Annotated in this window: 1 protein-coding gene; it reads right to left on the minus strand. The window is 73.7% G+C overall.

All coding sequences use genetic code 11. The features are described 5' to 3' along the window. Positions 1-53: 53 nt before the first annotated feature. Positions 54-22,478 (minus strand): type I polyketide synthase, encoded by a 22,425-nt coding sequence (locus N6H00_RS14520; RefSeq protein WP_268972091.1) that lies wholly within the window; start codon positions 22,476-22,478, stop codon positions 54-56. Positions 22,479-22,501: the final 23 nt, after the last annotated feature.

Here is a 22,501-nt window from a genome sequence, read left to right on the forward strand (position 1 = left end):
TTTCCTTAAGACGAACCCGGAAGGCGGGTCACTTCACGTCGGCCACGGTCACTTCAGGAGATTCCGAATTCCTTGCCGATGAAGTCGAAGAGGTCGTCGTCCGTGGCGGACTCGATCTCCTCGACGACCTCGGCGCCGTCTTCCGGTCCTCGGTTGTCGTTCCATTGCGCGAGCAGCGCCTGCAACCGCGCGGTGATCCTGCTCCGGCCATCGTCGTCCGGGGCGGCTCCGGCCAGGGACTTCTCCAGCCCGTCGAGCTCCGCGAGCAGCGCGGAGACCGCCGTCGCGTCGTCCGGCAGGATCTCGCCCCGCAGGTACTCGACCAGCGCGCCCGGCGTCGGGTAGTCGAAGACCAGCGTTGCCGGCAGCCGGACTCCGGTGGCCGCGTTCAGCCGGTTGCGCAGCTCCAGCGCGGTGAGCGAGTCGAAGCCGACCTCGCTGAACGAGCGGGCCGGGTCGACCGTCTCCGGGCCCGGGTAGCCGAGGACCACCGCCACCTGGGTGCACACCAGCTCCAGCAGCGCCTCCTCCCGCTCGGGCTCGGAGAGCCCGGCGAGCCGCTCCCGCAGCGCCTCGGCACCGGCCGCGGCGGCCGCCGCGGACTCCGCCGCGCGCCGCGCCGGGGCCCGCACCAGTCCGCGGAAGAGCGCCGGGAGCATGCCGCTGCCCGCCTGCGCCCTCAGCGCCACCATGTCCAGCGGCAGCGGCACCAGCAGCGCCTCGTCCGAGCCCCGCGCGGCGTCGAACAGCTCCAGGCCGCTCTCCGGGGTGAGCGCCCCGACGCCGCCGCGCTGGATCCGGGCGATCTCGGTCTCGTCCAGCTCACCGGCCATACCACCGCCCACCGACCACAGGCCCCAGGCGAGGGAGGTGGCGGGCAGTCCTTCGGCCCGGCGGCGCTGGGCGAGGGCGTCCAGGAACGCGTTGGCCGCCGCGTAGTTGCCCTGGCCCGCGCCGCCGAACACACCGGCGGCCGAGGAGAACAGGACGAACGCCGACAGGTCCTTCTCCCGGGTCAGCTCGTGCAGGTTCCACGCGGCGTCCGCCTTCGGGCGGAGCACGGTGGCCATGCGTTCGGGCGTCAGCGAGCCGATCACCCCGTCGTCCAGCACACCGGCGGTGTGCACCACGGCGGTCAGCGGGTGCTCGGCGGGGAGGTCGGCGAGGACGGCGGCGAGCGCGTCCCGGTCCGCCACATCGCAGGCCGCCCACCGTGCCTCGGCGCCCGACTCGGCCAGTTCGGCGGTGAGTTCGGCGGCGCCGGGGGCCCGCTCGCCACGGCGGCCGACCAGCAGCAGCCGCCGTACGCCGTACTCGGCCACCAGATGGCGGGCGAACAGCCCGCCCAGGGTGCCGGTGGCGCCGGTGATCAGGACGGTGCCGTCGGGATCGAACGCGGGAGCCTCCCGCTCGGCGGCCACGGCGGCCCGCGCCAGCCTCGGCGCCCGGACGACACCGTCGCGCACGGCGACCTGCGGTTCGCCCGTGGCCAGGGCGGCGGCCACGGTCTCCCGCGGCTCACCCCGGCCATCGGTGTCCACCAGGACGATCCGGTCCGGGTTCTCCGCCTGGGCGGAGCGCACCAGGCCCCAGACGGCGGCGTGTGCCGGGTCGGTCGCCGGCTCGTCCGCGGTGGCGGCCACCGCGCCGGAGGTGAGCACGACCAGGCGCGCGTCCGTGAAGTGCTCATCGGCCAGCCAGGTCTGGATCAGGTCCAGTGCCTGGGCGGTGGCCCGGTGCGCCGCGTCGGCCACGTTCGCGTCGCCGTCCCCGCCCGCGGGTGGTGCCGCGTCCGGCAAGGAGACGACCACGTACTCCGGGGCCGCCGTGCCGGCGGCCGTCGCGGCGGCCAGCGCGGCCAGATCCGGGTGGGCGGTGAGGCCCAGGGCGTCGGCGCCCAGGACCGCCCAGCGGTCGGGCGACACCTCGCCGGACGACGCCGGGACGGGCACCCAGTCCAGCCGGAAGAGGGAGTCGGACGCGCCGCCCGAGCGGGCCGCGCCGAGCTGCTCCGGGGAGACCGTACGCAGCACAAGGCCCTCGACCGACGCCACCGGGGCGCCCGCCACATCGGCGAGCTCCAGCGACACCGTGCCCGTGGCCGCGCCGACGAGCCGCACCCGCAGCGCGGCGGCGCCGACGGCGTGCAGCGACACCCCGGTCCAGGAGAACGGCAACCGGCCCTGGCCGTCGCCCGGTTCGTCCGTCCGGAGCCCCAGCGCGTGCAGCGCGGCGTCCAGCAGTGCGGGGTGCAGGCCGAACGCGGCGGCGTCGGACGTCCAGTCCTCCGGCAGCCGCACCTCGGCGAACACCTCGTCCTCGCGCCGCCAGGCGGCGGTCAGCCCCTGGAACCCCGGCCCGTAGTCGAAGCCCGCCTCGGCCAGGCCGTCGTAGAGCCCGTCGATCTCGATCTTCTCGGCGTCGGCGGGCGGCCAGGCGACCAGGTCGAACGACGGCGCCGCGCCGTCCGACGCCGTCAGCGCGCCGGTGGCGTGCCGCAGCCACGGCTCGTCGGCCGGGGCGCCCTCGGTCCGCGAGTGCAGGGTCAGCGCCCGGCGCCCGGTGTCATCGGGCGCGGCGAGCGACAGCCGCAGCTGAACGGCGCCCTGGTCGGGCACGATCAGCGGCGCCTCCAGCGTCAGCTCCTCCAGCCGGTCGCAGCCCACGTGGTCCCCGGCGCGCAGCGCCAGCTCCAGGAACGCGGTGCCCGGCAGCAGCACCGTGCCCATCACGGCGTGGTCGGCCAGCCAGGGCTGGTTCTGCACGGAGAGCCGTCCGGTGAAGGCGATGCCGTCCGAGTCGGGCAGCTCCACGGCGGCGCCCAGCAGCGGATGGTCCGCCGCGTGCAGGCCGATCGCGGCGGCGTCACCGCCGGCCGGTCCGGGCTTCAGCCAGAAGGAGCGGCGCTGGAAGGCGTACGTCGGCAGCTCGACCCGCCGGGCGCCGTACGGGGCGTACAGCGCCGCGAAGTCCACGGCGGCGCCCCGGACCTGGGCGGTGCCGACCGCGGTGAGCAGCGTCTCGGCCTCGGCGCGGTCCTTGCGCAGCGCGGCGGCGTAGGAGCCGCCGCTCTCGGTGGCGCATTCCTGCGCCATCGCGGTGAGCACCCCGTCCGGGCCCAGTTCGACATAGGCGGTGACGCCCTCGGCTTCCAGGGTGCGCACACCGTCGAGGAAGCGGACCGCCTCGCGGGCGTGGCGCACCCAGAAGTCCGGGCTGGTGATCTCTTCGGCCGAGACCACGGCTCCGGTCAGGTTGGACACGATGGGAATGCGCGGGGCCTGGTACGTCAGCTCCCGCGCCACCTCGCGGAAGGCGTCGAGCATGCCGTCCATGTGGGGCGAGTGGAAGGCGTGGCTGACGGTGAGCCGCTTGGTCTTGCGGCCCTCCGCCTCGAAGGAGGCCGCGATCTCCAGCGCCGCGTCCTCGTCGCCCGCGACCACGACCGAGGTGGGGCCGTTGACGGCCGCGATGCTCACCCGCTTGCCCAGCTGCGGGGCCACCTCCTCCTCGGACGCCTGGACGGCGATCATCGCGCCCCCCGTGGGCAGCGCCTGCATCAGCCGGCCGCGCGCGGCCACCAACCGGCACGCGTCCGCGAGCGACAGCACATCCGCCACATGCGCGGCGGCCAGCTCACCGATGGAGTGGCCGGACAGGAAGTCGGGCCGCAGACCCCACGCCTCGGCCAGCCGGAACAGCGCCACCTCGACCGCGAACAGCGCGGGCTGGGTGAAGCCCGTCCGGTCCAGCGCCTCGGCGTCGTCGCCGAACAGCACCGTCTTCAACGGCCGTTCCAGATGCGCGTCCAGCGCATCGCAGACCGCGTCGAGAGCCTCCGCGAACACCGGGTACGTGTCGTACAGCTCCCGGCCCATCCCGAGCCGCTGGCTGCCCTGCCCCGTGAACAGGAACGCCAGTTTGCCGCCCTCGCCCACCGTGCCGTCGACCAGCCCGGTGGCGGTGCGGCCCTCGGCGAGGGCGTCCAGACCGGCCAGGAAGGCGTCCCGGTCACCGGCCACCAGCGCGGCCCGGTGCTCGAAGGACGACCGGGCGGTGGCCAGGGAGTGGCCGATGTCGACCAGCGACAGCTCGGGGTGGGCGGCCACGTGGGCCCGCAGCCGGGCGCCCTGGGCGCGCAGCGCCTCCGGGGACCTGCCGGACAGCACCCACGGCAGCGCGGGCGGCTCGACGGCCGGGGCCACGGACTCCCGCACCGGTTCGGCCTCGGACGCCTGCTCGATGATGGCGTGCGCGTTGGTGCCACTGATACCGAACGAGGACACCGCGGCACGCCGCGGCCGGCCCGTCTCGGGCCACTCCACCTGCTCCGTCAGCAACGACACCGCACCCGCCGACCAGTCCACATGCGGCGACGGCTCGTCCACGTGCAACGTCCGGGGCAGCACACCATGCTCGATGGCCTTGACCATCTTGATGATCCCCGCCACACCGGCCGCCGCCTGCGTGTGACCGAAGTTCGACTTCACCGACCCCAGCCACAGCGGCGCCTCATCGGTGTGCTCCTGACCATAGGTGGCCAGCAACGCCTGCGCCTCGATCGGGTCACCCAGCGTCGTCCCCGTGCCATGCGCCTCGACGACGTCCACCTCGGCGGCGGACAACCGGGCATTGGCCAGCGCCTGCCGGATCACCCGCTGCTGCGAGGGACCGTTGGGAGCGGTGAGGCCGTTGCTGGCGCCGTCCTGGTTGATCGCACTGCCGCGCACGACCGCCAGCACCGGATGCCCGTTCTTCCGGGCGTCCGACAGCCGCTCCACCAGCAGCATGCCCACACCCTCGCCCCAGGCCGTACCGTCGGCCGCCGCCGCGAACGGCTTGCAGCGGCCATCGGTCGACAACCCGCGCTGCTTGCTGAAAGCCACGAAGGTGACAGGGGTGGCCATCACGGTCACACCACCGGCCAGCGCCAGCGAGCACTCACCGCTGCGCAGCGCCTGCACCGCCATGTGCAGGGCCACCAGCGACGACGAACACGCCGTGTCCACCGTCACCGCCGGACCCTCCAGCCCGAAGGTGTACGACACCCGGCCCGACGCCACACTGCCCGAGCTGGCCGTGCCCACATAGCCCTCAAGACCATCGGGCGCACGGTGCAGCAGCGTGCCGTAGTCGTTGTACATCACGCCGGTGTACACACCGGTCCGGCTGCCGCGCAGTGCGTTCGGGTCGATGCCCGCGCGCTCGAACGCCTCCCACGAGGTCTCCAGCAGCAACCGCTGCTGCGGGTCCATGGCGAGGGCCTCACGCGGCGAGATGCCGAAGAACACCGGGTCGAAGTGATCGGCGTCGTGCAGGAAACCACCGTTACGGGCGTAACTGGTGCCCCGCTTGTCCGGGTCGTCGTCATAGAGCGACTCGATGTCCCAGCCACGGTCCGTCGGCATATCGGTGATCGCGTCAGTCCCGTCGGCCACCAGCTTCCACAGCTCCTCGGGCGAGCTGACCCCGCCCGGGAACCGGCAGCTCATCGCCACAATGGCGATCGGCTCATCAGCGCCCGCCGTCGCCGCGACCACGGGAGCGCCCACATCCGACTGGCTGCCCTCGGCCTCGGCCCGCAGATACGCGGCAAGAGCGACCGGGTTCGGATAGTCGAAGATCAACGTCGCCGGAAGCCGGACCCCGCTGACCGCCGTCAGACGGTTGCGCAACTCCACCGCGGTCAGCGAGTCGAAACCGATTTCGCTGAACGCACGCCGTGGCTCCACCGCCTCCGGCCCGGCATAGCCGAGCACCTCCGCCACCTGGGCGCGCACCACATCCAGCACGATCGTCTCGGCCTCGGCGTCCGGAACCCCGGCCAACTGCCGGGCCAGCGCACCGGACCGTGCCGCCGCGGCCGCCTGAGCCGCCCGACGCGGCGGAACACGCACCAGACCACGGAACAGCGGCGGCAGCATCCCCGCACCCGCCTGCACCCGAAGCGCGGCCATGTCCAGCGGCATCGGCACCAGCAGCGCCTCGTCCGAGCCCTGCGCGGCATCGAACAGCTCCAGGCCCACGTCGGCCGTAATGGCGGCCACACCATCGCGTCGCAAGCGTGCGAGCTCCGCCTCGTCCAGCTCCCCGGTCATGGCGCTGGCCTCCGCCCACAGCCCCCAGGCGAGGGAGGTGGCCGGAAGTCCGGCGGAGCGGCGATGCGCGGCGAGGGCGTCCAGGAAGGCATTGCCCGCCGCGTAGTTGCCCTGCCCCGCGCCGCCGAGCACACCGGCCGCCGAGGAGAACAGCACGAACGCCGACAGATCCAGGTCCCGGGTCAGCTCGTGCAGGTTCCACGCCGCGTCCACCTTCGGACGCAGCACCCGCTCCACCCGCTCCGGCGTCAGCGACCCGATCACACCGTCGTCCAGCACACCGGCGGTGTGCACGACGCCGGTCAGCGGATGCTCCGCCGTCATTGCCGCCAGCACCTCGGCCAGCGCGTCGCGGTCCGCCACATCGCAGGCCGCCCAGCGCACCTCCGCGCCCGACTCGGCCAGCTCGGCGCTCAGTTCGGCAGCTCCGGGAGCCTGGTCACCACGGCGGCTGACCAGCAGCAGCCGACGCACACCCCGCTCGGTCACCAGATGGCGCGCGAAAAGATTGCCCAACATGCCACCGGCACCAGTGATCAGCACCGTGCCGTCCGAACCGAAGGCGAAGGGCTCCCGGTCAGTGGCGGGGGCGGTGGTGCGGGCCAGGCGCGGAGTCTTGACCGCACCCTGGCGCACGGCGAGTTCCTGCTCGCCCGATTCCAGGGCGGCCAGGAGAGCAGTGGCCGAATCCGGGTGACCGTCGAGGTCCACCAGAACGATACGCCCGGGATTCTCCGACTGCGCCGAGCGGATCAGACCGGTCGCGGTGGCCTGCGCGGGCTCCGTCACCACGTCCTCAGCGGCCGTAGCCACCGCACCCTGAGTGAGAACAACCAGCCGCGAGTCCGCGAAACGGTCCTCGCCCAGCCACGTCTGCAACAGATCGAGAGCACCGACAGCGGCCTCGTGCGCCACGACGACCGGCGAGGAGACCTCCCCCGACACCGCCTGCGGCGCCAAAGAGACCACGACATGCTCCGGAGCCACAGCACCGGACTCGACCGCCCCCGCCAGCCCAGCCAGATCCGCAAAGAGGTCCGCCTCGACACCGAGGCCAGGGACCTCCGCACCCACCACGGCCACACGCCCACCGGAGGACGTGCCGGACGGAGCCGGCACCGGAACCCACTCCACCCGGAACAAGGCGTCCGCCGCGCCACCACCAGCATGACCGGCACCCAACTGCTCCGGAGACACCGCACGCAACGCGAGCCGCTCCACCGACGCCACCGGCGCACCCGTCACATCAGCCAGCTGAAGCGCCACCGTGCCGTTCCCGGCCGACGACAGCCGGACCCGCACACTGTCCGCACCCACCGAATAGACCCGCACACCGCTCCAGGCGAAGGGCAGACCACCCCGCTCCAGATCCTCGGTCAGATCACCCAGCCCGATCGTGTGCAGGACAGCGTCCAGCAACGCAGGATGCAGCCCGAACACATCGGCACCAGGCTCCACACCCTCAGGAAGCGCGACCTCGGCGTAGATCTCACCCTCGCCCCGCCAGGCCGCCCGCACCCCCTGGAAGACCGGGCCGTAACCGAAGCCCGCCTCGGCCAGACCCTCATACAGCCCATCGGTCCCGATCCGCTCGGCACCCGCCGGCGGCCACGCACTCAGCTCGAACGACGGCACCGACGACGACGCGCCCTCCACGAGCACACCCGTGGCATGCCGCACCCACGGCACCTCCTCACCCGCGTCGTCGGGACGCGCGTGCAGGGCAAGGCTTCGGCGGCCGGTGTCGCCCGGGGCCCCCACGACAATCTGGACCCACACCCCGCCCCGCTCGGGCAGGACCAGCGGCGCCTCCAGCGTGAGCTCCTCCACCAGATCGCAGCCCACCTGCTCACCGGCCCGCACCGCCAGCTCCACGAACGCGGTACCGGGCAGCAGCACCGAGCCCATCACCGCATGGTCGGCCAGCCACGGATGCGTCTCCAGCGACAGCCGCCCGGTGAACAGGAAGCCGTCGGAGTCCGGCAGTTCGACAGCCGCGCCCAGCAGCGGGTGATCAGCGGCGCCCAGACCGGCGGAGGACACATCGCCCACCGAAGCCGGAGCGTCGATCCAGTAACGCTCATGCTGGAACGCGTACGTGGGCAGCTCTGTACGGCGTGCGCCGGTGCCGTCGAACACCGCCTCCCAGTCCACGGACACACCCCGCGACCACGCCTCACCGACGGAGGCCCAGAAGCGCTTCAGCCCGCCCTCGTCCCGCCGCAGCGAACCGATCGCGGCCGCCTCGACGCCCGCCTCCTCCACGGTCTCCTGCACGCCCATCGTCAGCACCGGGTGGGCGCTGGACTCGATGAACACACCGAACCCCTCGTCCAGCAGCCGCCGGACCGTGCCCTCCAGTTCGACCGTGCGCCGCAGATTGGTGAACCAGTACTCGGCGTCCAGCTCCGGACCCTCGACCCACTCCCCCGTCACCGTCGACAGGAACGGCACCTCGGCGTTCCTCGGCTGTACGGGCGCCAGCAGCTCCAGCAGCTCCTCACGCAACAGCTCGACCTGCGCGGAGTGCGAGGCGTAGTCCACCGGCACCCGACGCGCCCGCACCTCGTCCGCCTCACACGCGGCGATCAGCTCGTCCAGGGCCTCCGGCTCACCCGACACCACCACCGACGAGGGGCCGTTGACGGCGGCGACCGAGATCCGCTCCTCGCCCCACGGGGCGATGCGCTCGCGTACCGCCGCCGCCGGCAGGGCCACCGAGACCATGCCGCCCTTGCCCGCCAGCACCCGGCCGATCACCTGGCTCCGCAACGCCACCACACGCGCCGCGTCCCGCAAGGACAGGATCCCCGCCACACACGCCGCCGCGATCTCACCCTGCGAATGACCCACCACAGCCGACGGGGCGACCCCGAGCGAACGCCACAGCTCCGCCAGCGACACCATCACGGAGAACAGCACCGGCTGGACCACATCCACCCGGTCCAGCGGCGGCGCGCCCTCCGCACCCCGCAGCACATCCACCAACGACCAGTCGGTGAACTCTCCCAAGGCCGCCGCGCATTCGTGGATACGAGCGGCGAACGCCGGCGCCGTGTCCATCAGCTCCACGGCCATGCCCGCCCACTGGGACCCCTGCCCCGGGAAGACGAATGCCGTCTTGTCGGACACCCCGACGTTCTGGACCGGCGCCACACCCTCGGCCAACGCCGTCAGAGCGCGGATGAGGTCATCGCGGTCGGAGCCCACCAGTACCGCACGCTGATCGAAGGCGGCGCGGGTGGTGGCCAGGGAGTAGCCGATGTCGGCCGGGCGCAGACCCGGGTCCGCGTCGAGGTGGGCCAGCAGCTTGGCGGCCTGCGCGCGCAGCGCCGCCTCACCCCTGGCGGACAGCGGCCACGGCAGCACACCGGACACTTCCAGGGAGGGTTCGGCTGGCTCTTCGGCCGTCTCCCGCTCCGCCGGGGCCTGCTCGATGATGGCGTGCGCGTTGGTACCGCTCATGCCGAAGGAGGAGACACCGGCCCGGCGCGGACGCCCGGTCTCCGGCCACTCCCGCGCCTCGCTCAGCAGCGAGACCGCACCGGCTTCCCAGTCCACATGCGGTGTCGGCTCATCGATGTGCAACGACTTCGGCAGCACACCGTGGCGCATGGCCAGCACCATCTTGATGATGCCCGCAACACCGGCCGCGGCCTGCGTGTGACCGAAGTTGGACTTGATCGACCCCAGCCACAGCGGCTGCTCGGCGGTCTTCTCCCTGCCGTACGTGGCCAGCAGCGCCTGCGCCTCGATCGGGTCGCCCAGCGTCGTCCCCGTACCGTGCGCCTCCACCGCGTCCACCTCGGACGCCGACAGCCCCGCATTGGCCAGCGCCTGCCGGATGACACGCTGCTGCGACGGACCGTTCGGCGCCGTCAGACCATTCGACGCACCATCCTGGTTGACCGCGGTGCCCCGCACCACCGCCAGCACCCGATGGCCGTTCTTCTTCGCGTCCGACAGCCGCTCCACCAGCAGCATGCCCACACCCTCGGCCCAGGCCGTACCGTCGGCCGCGGCGGCGAAGGGCTTGCAGCGGCCGTTGGCGGCCAGTGCGCGCTGCCGGCTGAACTCGGTGAACACCTTGGGGGTGGTGATGATGGTGACACCGCCCGCGAGCGCCATCGTGCACTCGCCGTTGCGCAGCGCCTGAACCGCCAGGTGCAGCGCCACCAGCGACGACGAACACGCCGTGTCGACCGTGACGGCCGGGCCCTCGAAGCCGAAGGTGTACGACACCCGGCCCGAGGCGACGCTGCTGGAGCCGCCGGTGCCGAGATAGCCCTCGACGCCCTCCGGAACGGTGTGCAGCCGCGAGACGTAGTCGTTGTGCATCTGGCCGACGAACACGCCGACCTGCCGGCCGCGCAGCGCCCCCGGGTCGAGCCCCGCGCGCTCGAACGACTCCCAGCTGGTCTCCAGCAGCAGCCGCTGCTGGGGGTCCATGGCGAGCGCCTCGCGCGGGTTGATGCCGAAGAAGGCCGGGTCGAAGTGGTGCGCGTCGTAGTAGAAACCGCCCTCGCGGGTGTACGAGGTGCCGGGCCGGTCCGGGTCCGGGTCGTAGAACGCCTCCAGGTCCCAGCCCCGGTCCTCCGGCAGCCCCGCGATACCGTCCCGGCCCTCGGCCAGCAGCTCCCACAGATCCTCGGGGGTGCGCACATCTCCGGGGAAGCGGCAGCTCATCGCGATGATCGCGATCGGGTCGTCCTCATCGGCCACGGCACCCGCGGGGCCGTGCGCCCGCGCCGGGACGGCCGCGGCCGCCTCGGAGCCCAGCAGCTCCTCCAGCAGATAGCCGACGAGCGCGGTCGGCGTCGGGTAGTCGAAGACGAGGGTGGCGGGCAGCCGCAGACCGGCGGCGCCGCCGAGGCGGTTGCGGAACTCCACCGCGGTCAGCGAGTCGAAGCCGAGGTCCTTGAAGGACCGGACCGCCTCCACCGCGTCCGGCGAGTCATGGCCGAGCACCACGGCCACCTGGGCCCGCACCAGGTCCAGCAGCGTCCGCTCCCGCTCGGCGGCGTCCAGCCGGACCAGCCGCTCCACCAGCGAGGACCCGTCCCCGGCCGCGCCCGACTCGGCGGTGCGGCGGGTCGTACCACCGCGCACCAGACCGCGCAGCAGCGGCGGCACCATCTCGAGGGGCGCGCCCGTGAGCGACGCCAGGTCGAGCTGCATGGGCACCAGGAACGCGTCGCCCACCTCCTGGGCGGCGTCGAACAGCGTCAGGCCCTCGTCCGAGGACAGCCCCAGCACACCGGAGCGGGTCATCCGGGACGTGTCGGTGGCCTCCAGCCCACCGGTCATCCCGCTGGCCTCGGCCCACAGACCCCAGGCCAGCGAGGTCGCGGCGAGGCCCTGGGCCTGGCGGTGGCGGGCCAGGGCGTCCAGGAAGGAGTTGGCCGCCGCGTAGTTGGCCTGCCCGGGGCCGCCGAACGTGCCGGCCGCCGAGGAGAACAGCACGAACGCGGCCAGGTCCTGGTCGCGGGTCAGCTGGTGCAGGTTGACGGCCGCGTCCACCTTGGGGCGCAGCACCTTCTCCAGCCGCTCCGGCGTCAGCGAGCCGATCACACCGTCGTCCAGCACACCGGCCGTGTGCACCACGGCGGTCAGCGGATGCCCGGCGGGGATGCCGGCCAGCACGGCGGCGAGCGCGTCCCGGTCGGCCGCGTCGCAGGCGGCGATGGTGACGTCGGCGCCCAGCTCGCGCAGCTCGGCGGCGAGTTCGGCCGCGCCCGTGGCCCGCTCACCGCGCCGGCTGGTGAGCACCAGACGGCGGGCGCCGCGCACGGTCACCGCGTGCCGGGCGACCAGGCCGCCCAGGGTGCCGGTGCCACCGGTGATCAGCACCGTGCCGTCCGGGTTCCACGGGGCGGGGACGGTCAGCACGACCTTGCCGATGTGGCGGGCCTGGCTGAGGTAGCGGAACGCGTCCGGGGCCTGCCGCAGATCCCACGCGGTGATCGGCAGTGGCCGCAGTGCCCCCTGCCGGAACAGCTCCAGCAGCTCGCACAGCATCTCCTGGATGCGGTCCAGGCCCGCCTCGGTCAGGTCGAACGCCTGGTAGGAGACACCGGGGTAGGCGGCGGCCACCTCCTCCGGCACCCGGACGTCGGTCTTGCCCATCTCGACGAACCGGCCGCCGCGCGGCAGCAGCCGCAGCGACGCGTCCACGAACTCCCGGGCCAGCGAGTCCAGCACCACATCGACGCCGCGACCGCCGCTGGCCTCGCGGAACGTCGACTCGAAGGCCAGGTCGCGGGAGGAGGCGATACGGTCCTCGGCCAGCCCCAGCGAGCGCAGCGTGTCCCACTTGCCCTGGCTGGCGGTGGCGTAGACATCCACACCCCAGTGCCGGGCCAGCTGCACGGCGGCCATACCCACACCGCCGGCGGCGGCGTGCACCAGCAGCGACTCCCCGCCCTGGAGGTCCGCCAGGTCGCGCAGCGCGTAGTACGCCGTCATGAACACGATCGGCACCGACGCCGCCTGGGCGAACGACCAGCCCTCCGGCATCGGGGCGATCATGCGCCGGTCCACGACCACCAGCGGTCCGAAGCCGCCCGGCAGCATGCCCATCACCCGGTCGCCGGGCGCCAGATCGGTGACCCCGGGGCCGGTCTCCAGGACGACACCCGCGCCCTCACTGCCCATCAGGCCCGCGTCGCCGGGGTACATGCCGAGCGCGTTCAGCACATCGCGGAAGTTCACACCGGCGGCCCGGACCGCGACCCGCACCTGCCCCGCCTCCAGCGGCGCGGCGGCCTCCGGGGCGGGCAGCAGCGTGAGGTTCTCCAGGGTGCCCTTGTCCTGGATGTCGAGCCGCCAGGCGGGCTCGCCGGGCGGCGGCACCATGGGCCCGGCGGCGGCGGTGCGCGCCAGCCGGGGGGCGTGCACGGCGCCCCGGCGCAGCACGAACTGCGGCTCACCGGCGGCCAGCGCGGCGCCCAGCGCCTCGTAGGAGGCGTCGGTGCCGTCGAGGTCCACCAGCACCAGCCGGTCCGGGTTCTCCGACTGCGCCGAGCGCACCAGACCCCACACCGGGGCGTGCGCCAGATCGTGCGTACCGGCGTCGCCCGCGGTGGCCACCGCGCCCCGGGTCACCAGCACCAGCTGGGACGCCGCGAACCGCTCGTCGGCCAACCACGCCCGGACCAGCGCCAGCGCCCGCTGGGTGGCGGTGTGCACGGCGGCGGTCACCTCGTCACCGGTGGCGCCGCGCGGGTCGAGGTACGCCAGGACGTACGCGGGCGCGTCCCCGGCCGCGGCCAGCGCGTCCAGGTCGGCGTGGACCGCGGCGCCGGACGTCAGCGGCGCGGGCGCGTCCGCGCCGAGCACCGCCCAGGCCACGGCCGGGCTCTCGGCGGACAGCGGCACGGTGGCCCAGTCCAGCCGGTACAGCGACTCGTGGTACGCGGCGGACCGCCCCTCCGCGAGCTGCCCGGCCGAAACCGGGCGCAGCGCCAGCTGCTCGACCGAGGCCACCGGGGCGCCGGTGCCATCGGCCAGCTCCAGCGCCACCCCGTCGGCCCCGGCCGGGGTCAGCCGGACCCGGAGCGCGTCGGCGCCGACCGCGTGCAGCGACACCCCGCCCCAGGAGAACGGCAGCCGCCCCTGCTCATCTCCGCCCGCGCGGGCGAACGTGCTGTGCAGCGCGGCGTCCAGCAGCGCCGGGTGCAGCCCGAACGCGGCGGCGTCGGACTTCCCGTCCTCCGGCAGCCGCACCTCCGCGAACACCTCGTCGCCGCGCAGCCAGGCGGCGGTGAGCCCCTGGAACATCGGCCCGTACGCGAAACCGCCCTGCGCCAGGTGCTCGTAGAGCCCCTCGACCTCGGCGGGCTCGGCGCCCGGCGGCGGCCACGCAGTCAGATCGAACGAGGGCCGCGGAGCACCGGCCACCAGCACACCGCTCGCATGCCGCAGCCACGGCATCTCGGCGGGCGCGTCCTGCGCCCGCGAGTACAGCTCCAGCGTGCGGTGCCCGGCCTGCTGCGGGGCGCCGACGACGAGCTGGAGCTGGACCGCGCCGCGCTCGGGCAGGACCAGCGGCGCCTCGATGGTCAGCTCGTCCAGCCGGTCGCAGCCCACCTGGTCGCCGGCGCGGATGGCCAGCTCGACGAAGGCGGTGCCGGGCAGCAGCACGGTGCCCATGACGGCGTGGTCGGCCAGCCACGGGTGGCTCTCCAGGGAGAGCCTGCCGGTGAACAGGAAACCGTCGGAGTCCGCCAGCGGCACGGCCGCGCCCAGCAGCGGATGGTCGGCCCGGTCCAGACCCGCCGACTCCACATCGCCCACGACACCCGCCGGGGACGTCAGCCAGAAGCGGCGGTGCTGGAAGGCGTAGGTCGGCAGGTCGACGCGGTGGGCGCCGGTCCCGGCGAAGTACCCGGCCCAGTCCGGCGTGACGCCACGGACGTGGAGGGCGGCGAGAGCGGTGGTGACGGCCTCGGCCTCGGGACGGTCCTTGCGCAGCGCGGTGGCGAAGCCCACGGCCTCGGGAGCCTCGACACACTCCTGGACCATCGCGGTGAGAACACCGTCAGGACCGAGTTCGAGATAGGTGGTCACACCCTGAGCCTCAAGGGCACGGACACCATCGAGGAAACGCACGGCCTCGCGGACGTGGCGCACCCAGAAACCGGGGGTCGTGATCTCCTCGGCGGAGACGACATCGCCGGTCAGGTTGGACACGATCGGAATACGCGGAGCCTCGTACGACAGCCCCTCGGCCACCTCACGGAACGCCTCCAGCATCCCGTCCATACGCGGCGAGTGGAACGCATGGCTCACCGTCAGCCGCTTGGTCTTACGGCCCTGCGCCTCGAAGCCCGCCGCGATCTCCACCGCCGCGTCCTCATCACCCGCGATGACCACCGAGGTGGGCCCGTTGAGCGCGGCGAGGCTCACGCTGTCGGTGAGCAGCGGCACCACCTCGTCCTCGGACGCCTGCACCGCGATCATCGCGCCACCGCCGGGCAGGGCCTGCATCAACCGCCCACGCGCCGCCACCAGCTTCGCCGCGTCCGCCAGCGAGAGCACACCCGCCACATGCGCGGCGGCCAGCTCACCAATCGAATGCCCCGACAGGAAATCGGGACGCACACCCCACGCCTCCACCAGCCGGAACAGCGCCACCTCCACCGCGAACAACGCGGGCTGAGTGAAACCGGTCCGGTCCAGCTCCTCGGCATCCTCGCCGAACACCACGGCCTTCAGCGGCTGCTCCAGATGCGCGTCCAGCGCATCGCACACCGCGTCGAACGCCTCCGCGAACACCGGATAGGCGTCATACAGCTCACGCCCCATCCCGAGCCGCTGGCTGCCCTGCCCCGTGAACAGGAACGCCACCTTGCCGTCGGCCACCGAGCCCTGCACCAGCCCCGCCGCCGACTCACCACGCGCCAGCGCCTCAAGACCCGCGACCAACCCGGCCCGGTCCCCGCCCACGACCACCGCGCGATGATCCAGCGCGGCACGCGTCGTCGCCAGCGAGAACGCCACATCGGCCGGCGACAGCTCCGGCCGCCGCTCCAGGTCGGCGAGCAACCGCACGGCCTGCGCCCGCAGAGCGTCAGCGCTCTTGCCGGACACCGCCCACGGCAGCACGGACGGCTGAACGGCCGGAAGAGCGGCGATCTCGGCCGGTTCGGGCTCGGGGGCCTGCTCGATGATGGCGTGCGCGTTGGTGCCGCTGACGCCGAAGGAGGAGACACCGGCCCGGCGCGGACGCCCAGTCTCCGGCCACTCCCGCGCCTCGCTCAGCAGCGAGACCGCACCGGCTTCCCAGTCCACATGCGGTGTCGGCTCATCGATGTGCAGCGACTGGGGAAGGACGCCGTGGTGCATGGCCTGCACCATCTTGATGATGCCCGCGACACCGGCCGCGGCCTGCGTGTGACCGAAGTTGGACTTGATCGACCCCAGCCACAGCGGCTGTTCGGCGGTCTTCTCCCTGCCGTACGTGGCCAGCAGCGCCTGCGCCTCGATCGGGTCGCCCAGCGTCGTCCCCGTACCGTGCGCCTCCACCGCGTCCACCTCGGACGCCGACAGCCCCGCATTGGCCAGCGCCTGACGGATCACCCGCTGCTGCGACGGACCGTTCGGCGCCGTCAGACCATTCGACGCACCATCCTGGTTGACCGCGGTGCCCCGCACCACCGCCAGCACCCGATGGCCGTTCTTCTTCGCGTCCGACAGCCGCTCCACCAGCAGCATGCCCACACCCTCGGCCCAGCCGGTGCCGTCCGCGTCGGCCGAGAAGGACTTGCAGCGGCCGCTGGTCGACAGACCGCCCTGGCGGCTGAAGTCGATGAAGGTGTCCGGGGTGGACATGACGGTGACACCGCCCGCGAGCGCCATGGTGCACTCGCCGTTGCGCAGCGCCTGCGCCGCCAGGTGCAGCGCCACCAGCGACGACGAACACGCCGTGTCGATGGTGACCGCCGGGCCTTCGAGCCCGAAGGTGTACGCCACCCGGCCGGAGGCGACACTGCCCGCCGTACCGGTGCCGAGGTAGCCCTCCAGGCCGTCCGGCAGGGCGGTCAGCCGGGAGAGGTAGTCGTGGTACATGACGCCCGCGAAGACGCCGGTCTTGCTGCCGCGTACGGTCGCCGGGTCGATCCCGGCCCGTTCGAACGCCTCCCAGGAGGTCTCCAGCAGCAGCCGCTGGTGCGGGTCCATGGCGAGCGCCTCGCGCGGGTTGATCCCGAAGAAGTCGGGGTCGAACTCGCCCGCGTCGTAGAGGAACCCGCCCTCGATGGTGGCGCTGGTGCCCGCCTGCGCGGGGTCGTCGCCCAGCAGCCCCTCCAGCTGCCAGCCGCGGTCGGTGGGGAAGCCGGAGATGGCGTCCACCGAGCCGGTGACCAGCTGCCACAGCTCCTCGGGGCTGGTGACGCCGCCCGGGTAGCGGCAGCTCATGCCGACGATGGCGATGGGCTCGTCGTCGGCGACGGCGACGGTGGCGGCGGGGGCCGCGGCGGCCTCGTCGGCCTGGTCGCCGAGGATCTCGGTGCGCAGGAAGCCGGCCAGCGCGGTCGGCGTCGGGTAGTCGAAGACGAGGGTGGCCGGGAGCCGTACGCCCGTGACGGCGCCGAGGCGGTTGCGCAGCTCGACGGCGGTGAGCGAGTCGAAGCCCAGCTCCTTGAAGGCGCGGCCGGCGCCGACGGCCTCCGGGCCCGCGTAGCCGAGGACGGCGGCGACCTGGCCGCAGACGATCTCCAGCAGCAGCCGGTCGCGTTCGGGGACGGACAGGGCGAGGAGCCGGTCGGCGAGCCCGCCGGGGGCGGCGCCGCCGCCCGCCTCCACGACCCGGCGGCCGGGGGCCCGCACCAGGCCGCGCAGCAGCGCGGGGACCATCGTCGCGTCGGCGTGCCGCAGCGGCGCCAGGTCCAGGTGCATGGGGACGAGCGTGGGGTCGCCCACGGCGAGGGCGGTGTCGAGGAGGGCGAGGCCCTCCGCGGAGGAGAGGGCGGCCACTCCGGCGCGGGTGATGCGCTGGATGTCGGCGTCGTCGAGGTCGCCGGTCATGCCGCTGCGCTCGGCCCACAGGCCCCAGGCGAGGGCGGTGGCGGGCAGTCCCTGGGCGCGGCGCCGGTGGGCGAGGGCGTCCAGGAAGGCGTTGGCGGCCGCGTAGTTGGCCTGGCCGGGGCCGCCGAGGGTGCCGGCGGCGGCGGAGAACAGCACGAACGCGGACAGGTCCAGCTCGCGGGTCAGCTCGTGCAGGTTCCAGGCGGCGTCGACCTTGGGCGGCAGGACGCGGTCCACGCGTTCGGCGGTCAGCGAGCCGATGACGCCGTCGTCGAGCACACCGGCGGTGTGCACCACGGCGGTCAGCGGATGCTCGGCCGGGATGGCGGCCAGGGCCGCGGCGAGCGCGGTGCGGTCGGCCACGTCGCAGGCGGTGAGGGTGGCCTCGGCGCCCAGCTCGCGCAGCTCGGCGACGAGTTCGGCGGCGCCGTGGGCGTCGGCCCCGCGCCTGCTGAGCAGCAGCAGATGGCGCACGCCGTGCTCGGTGACCAGGTGGCGGGCGACCAGTCCGCCGAGGGTGCCGGTGGCACCGGTGACCAGGGCGGTGCCCTCGGGGGCGAGGGCGGGGACGGTCTGGTCGGCGGCGGACGCCACCCTCGCCAGACGCGGTACGACCACGGTGCCGGCGCGGACCGCGAGCTGCGGCTCGCCGGTGGCCAGGGCGGCGGACAGCACCCGGTAGGACTCGTCGGTGCCGACGGTGCTGCCGGTGCTTTCGGTGTTTTCGAAGTCCACCAGGATGAAACGGTCCGGGTTCTCGGACTGCGCGGAGCGCAGCAGACCCCACAGCGGGGCGTGGACCAGGTCCTCGGTGTCGGCGTCCGTCGAGGTGGCGACGGCGCCACGCGTGGCGATCACCAGCCGGGAGCCCTCGAAGCGGGCGTCGGCGAGCCAGCTTTGGACCAGCTCCAGCGCACGGTGCAGGGCCTCGCGCACGGCGGTCTCGACGGGAAGTCCGGTGTCACCCGGGAAGAACGGGGCGACGACGGCCTGCGGCACCGGGGTTCCGGCGTCCACGGCCGCGCCCAGCGCGGCCAGGTCGGCGTAGTCGGCGGCGGTGGGCAGCGCGGTGGCCACCTCGGGGTGGTCGGTGCCCAGCACCGCCCACTGCCCGGCCACGACGGTGGTGGCGGCCGGCACCGGGGCGGGGGTCCACTCGACGCGGAACAGCGCCTCGTGGAAGGCGCCGCGTGCGGCGTGCACCTGGTCGGGCGAGACGGGGCGCAGCAGCAGCGACTCGACGGAGGCGACGGGCGCGCCGCTCTCGTCCGTCACCAGTACGGCCACGGCGTCCTGACCGGCGGGCGAGAGCCGGACGCGGAGCGCGGCGGCGCCGACGGCGTGCAGCCGCACACCGCTCCAGGAGAAGGGGAGGCGGCCGTGTTCGGTGTCCTCCAGGAGAGAGCCGATACCCACGGCGTGCAGGGCCGCGTCCAGCAGCGCCGGGTGCAGCCCGAACAGCTCGGCCTCGGCGCGGGCGCTCTCGGGCAGCCGCACCTCGGCGTACACCTGGTCGCCCTGCTGCCAGGCGCCCTGGAGTCCCTGGAAGACCGGGCCGTAGGCGAATCCGGTCCCGGCGAGCCACTCGTAGAGGCCGTCCACGGGAACCTCGGTGGCACCGGCCGGCGGCCATACGGTGAGGCCCTCGGAGGCGTCGGCGGGCGTGGTGGCGCCGGTGCCGAGCACACCGGTGGCGTGGCGGGTCCATTCGCCCTCGCCCCAGGTGCCGTCGGCGGCGTCCTCCAGGCGCGAGTGCAGGGTCAGCGAGCGGCGGCCGGTCTCGTCCGGCGCGCCCACGGACACCTGGAGCTGGACGCCGCCCTGCGGGGGCAGCACCAGCGGGGCTTCGAGGGTGAGCTCCTCCAGGACGTCCGCGCCGACGTGGTCACCGGCGCGGATGGCCAGCTCGACGAAGGCGGTGCCGGGCAGCAGCACGGTGTCCATGACGGCGTGGTCGGCCAGCCACGGGTGGGTCTGGAGGGACAGCCGGCCGGTGAACAGGAACCCGGCGCCGTCGGCGAGCGACACGGCGGCGCCGAGCAGCGGGTGGTCGGCGGAGCCGAGTCCGGCGGCGGTGACGTCGCCGGTCCAGGGGCCGGGCGGCTCGGGCCAGTACAGCTCGCGCTGGAAGGCGTAGGTGGGCAGTTCGACGCGGCGGGCGCCGGACCCCGCGAAGAAGGCGGCCCAGTCGACGGCCACGCCGTGCACATGGACACGGGCGAGCGCACCGGCCAGGGCGGTGGTCTCGGGGCGGTCGCCGCGCAGCACGGGGATGAACACGGCGCCGTCGGCGGTGACGCAGTCCTGCGCCATGGCGGAGAGCACCCCGTCGGGGCCGAGCTCCACATAGGTGCCGACGTCGTACTCCTCGAGCCGGCGGATGCCGTCGGTGAAGCGGACCGCCTCACGTACGTGCCGGACCCAGTAGTCGGGCGAGCAGATCTCGTCGGCGGAGACCGATCCGCCGGTCAGGTTGGAGATGATGGGGATGACCGGCGGGGCGTAGCTCACCTGCCGGGCGACCTCGCGGAAGGCGTCCAGCATGCCGTCCATGCGCGGCGAGTGGAACGCGTGGCTCACCGTCAGCCGCTTGGTCTTGCGGCCCTGTGCCTCGAACGACGCCGCGATCGCGGCAGCGGCGTCCTCGTCACCCGCGATGACGACCGACGTCGGCCCGTTGAGCGCGGCGATGGACACCCGCTCGGTGAGCAGCGGCGCCACCTCGTCCTCGGACGCCTGGACGGCGATCATCGCGCCACCGGCCGGCAGCTCCTGCATCAGCCGGCCACGCGCCGCCACCAGCGTCGCCGCGTCCGCGAGCGAGAGCACACCGGCCACATGCGCGGCGGCCAGTTCGCCGATCGAGTGGCCGACGAGGAAGTCGGGCCGCACGCCCCAGGTTTCCAGCAGCCGGAACAGCGCCACTTCGAGGGCGAACAGCGCGGGCTGGGTGTAGCCGGTCCGGTCCAGCGCCTCGGCGTCGTCGCCGAACATCACCTCGCGCAGCGGCCGCTGAAGGTGCTGGTCGAGCTCGGCGCACACCTCGTCCAGGGCGCGGGCGAAGGCCGGGACAGCCGCGTACAGCTCACGGCCCATCCCGGTGCGCTGGCTGCCCTGGCCGGTGAAGAGGAACGCCACCTTGCCCTCGCCGACCTCGCCCCGGACGACCCCGCCCGCGGGGCCGTCCTCGGCGAGTTCGGCCAGTCCGCGCAGCAGTTCCTCCCGGCCGCCCTCGCCGGCGAGGACCACGGCCCGGTGGTCGAGTGCGGCGCGGGTGGTGGCCAGCGAGTAGGCCAGGTCGACGAGGTTCAGGTCCGGGTCGTCCTGGACCCGGGCGGTGAGCCGTTCGGCCTGGGCGCGCAGCGCCGGTGCGCTCTGCCCGGACACCGGCACCGGCACCAGACCGCCGAGCCCGGTCCACTCCGAGGGTGTGGCGTCGCCGTCGGTGGCCCGCGGTTCGCGGTCCTCGGCGGGCGCCTGCTCGATGACGGTGTGCGCGTTGGTACCGCTCACGCCGAAGGAGGAGATGCCCGCGCGGCGCGGCTGGCCGGTCTCCGGCCACGGGGTGTTCTCGGTGAGCAGGGAGACCGCGCCCGCCGTCCAGTCCACGTCCCGGGAGGGCGCGTCGACGTGCAGCGTCCTGGGCAGGACGCCGTGCTCGATGGCCTTGACCATCTTGATGATGCCGGCGACACCGGCGGCGGCCTGGGTGTGCCCGAAGTTGGACTTGATGGAGCCGAGCCACAGCGGGCGGCCCTCGGGCCGGTTCTGCCCGTACGTGGCGAGCAGGGCCTGGGCCTCGATGGGGTCGCCGAGGCTGGTGCCGGTGCCGTGCGCCTCGACGGCGTCCACCTGGGCCGGGGTGAGCCGGGCGTCGGTGAGCGCCTGGCGGATGACGCGCTGCTGGGACGGTCCGTTGGGCGCCGTCAGACCGTTGGACGCGCCGTCCTGGTTGATGGCCGAGCCACGGACGATCGCCAGCACCTTGTGGCCGTGCCGGCGGGCGTCCGACAGCCGCTCGACGAGCAGCATGCCGACGCCCTCGCCCCAGCCGGTGCCGTCCGCGCCGTCCGCGAACGCCTTGCAGCGGCCGTCGGGCGCCAGGCCCCGCTGCCGGCTGAAGTTGATGAACGCGCGCGGGCTGTTCATCACCGTGACACCGCCGGTGAGCGCCAGCGAGCACTCGCCGCCTCGCAGCGACTGGATGGCCAGGTGCAGCGCCACCAGCGACGACGAGCACGCCGTGTCGACGGTGAGCGCCGGGCCCTCCAGGCCGAAGGTGTAGGAGAGGCGGCCGGAGATGACGCTGGCGGCGTTGCCGGTGAGCAGGTACTGCTCGACGCCCTGCGGCAGCCGGTGCAGCAGCTCCGGGTAGTCCTGGCCGTTGGTGCCGATGAAGACACCGGCCTTGCTGCCGCGCAGCGTGGCCGGGTCGATCCCGGCCCGCTCGAACACCTCCCAGGAGGTCTCCAGCAGCAGCCGCTGCTGCGGGTCCATGCCGAGGGTCTCGCGCGGGCTGATCCCGAAGAACGCCGCGTCGAACTCGCCCGCGGCGTCGAGGAACCCGCCCTTGTCGGTGTAGCTGGTGCCCTGCTGGTCGGGGTCGTCGGCGAAGAGCGACTCGATGTCCCAGCCACGGTCCGTAGGGAAGTCCGCGATGGCGTCGCCGCCCGCCGCCACGAGCTCCCACAGCTCCTCCGGAGACGTGACGCCTCCGGGGAACCGGCAGCTCATGCCGACGATCGCGATCGGCTCAGGCTCCTGCGACTCGACCTCGCGAAGACGCTGGCGCGTCTGGTGCAGATCGGCAGTTACCCGCTTGAGGTAGTCGAGGATCTTGTCCTGATCCGCCATTGGAGTCTCACCCATGCTTCTCG

Source organism: Streptomyces sp. S465, assembly GCF_026898115.1.
GTDB classification, from domain to species: Bacteria; Actinomycetota; Actinomycetes; order Streptomycetales; family Streptomycetaceae; genus Streptomyces; species Streptomyces luomodiensis.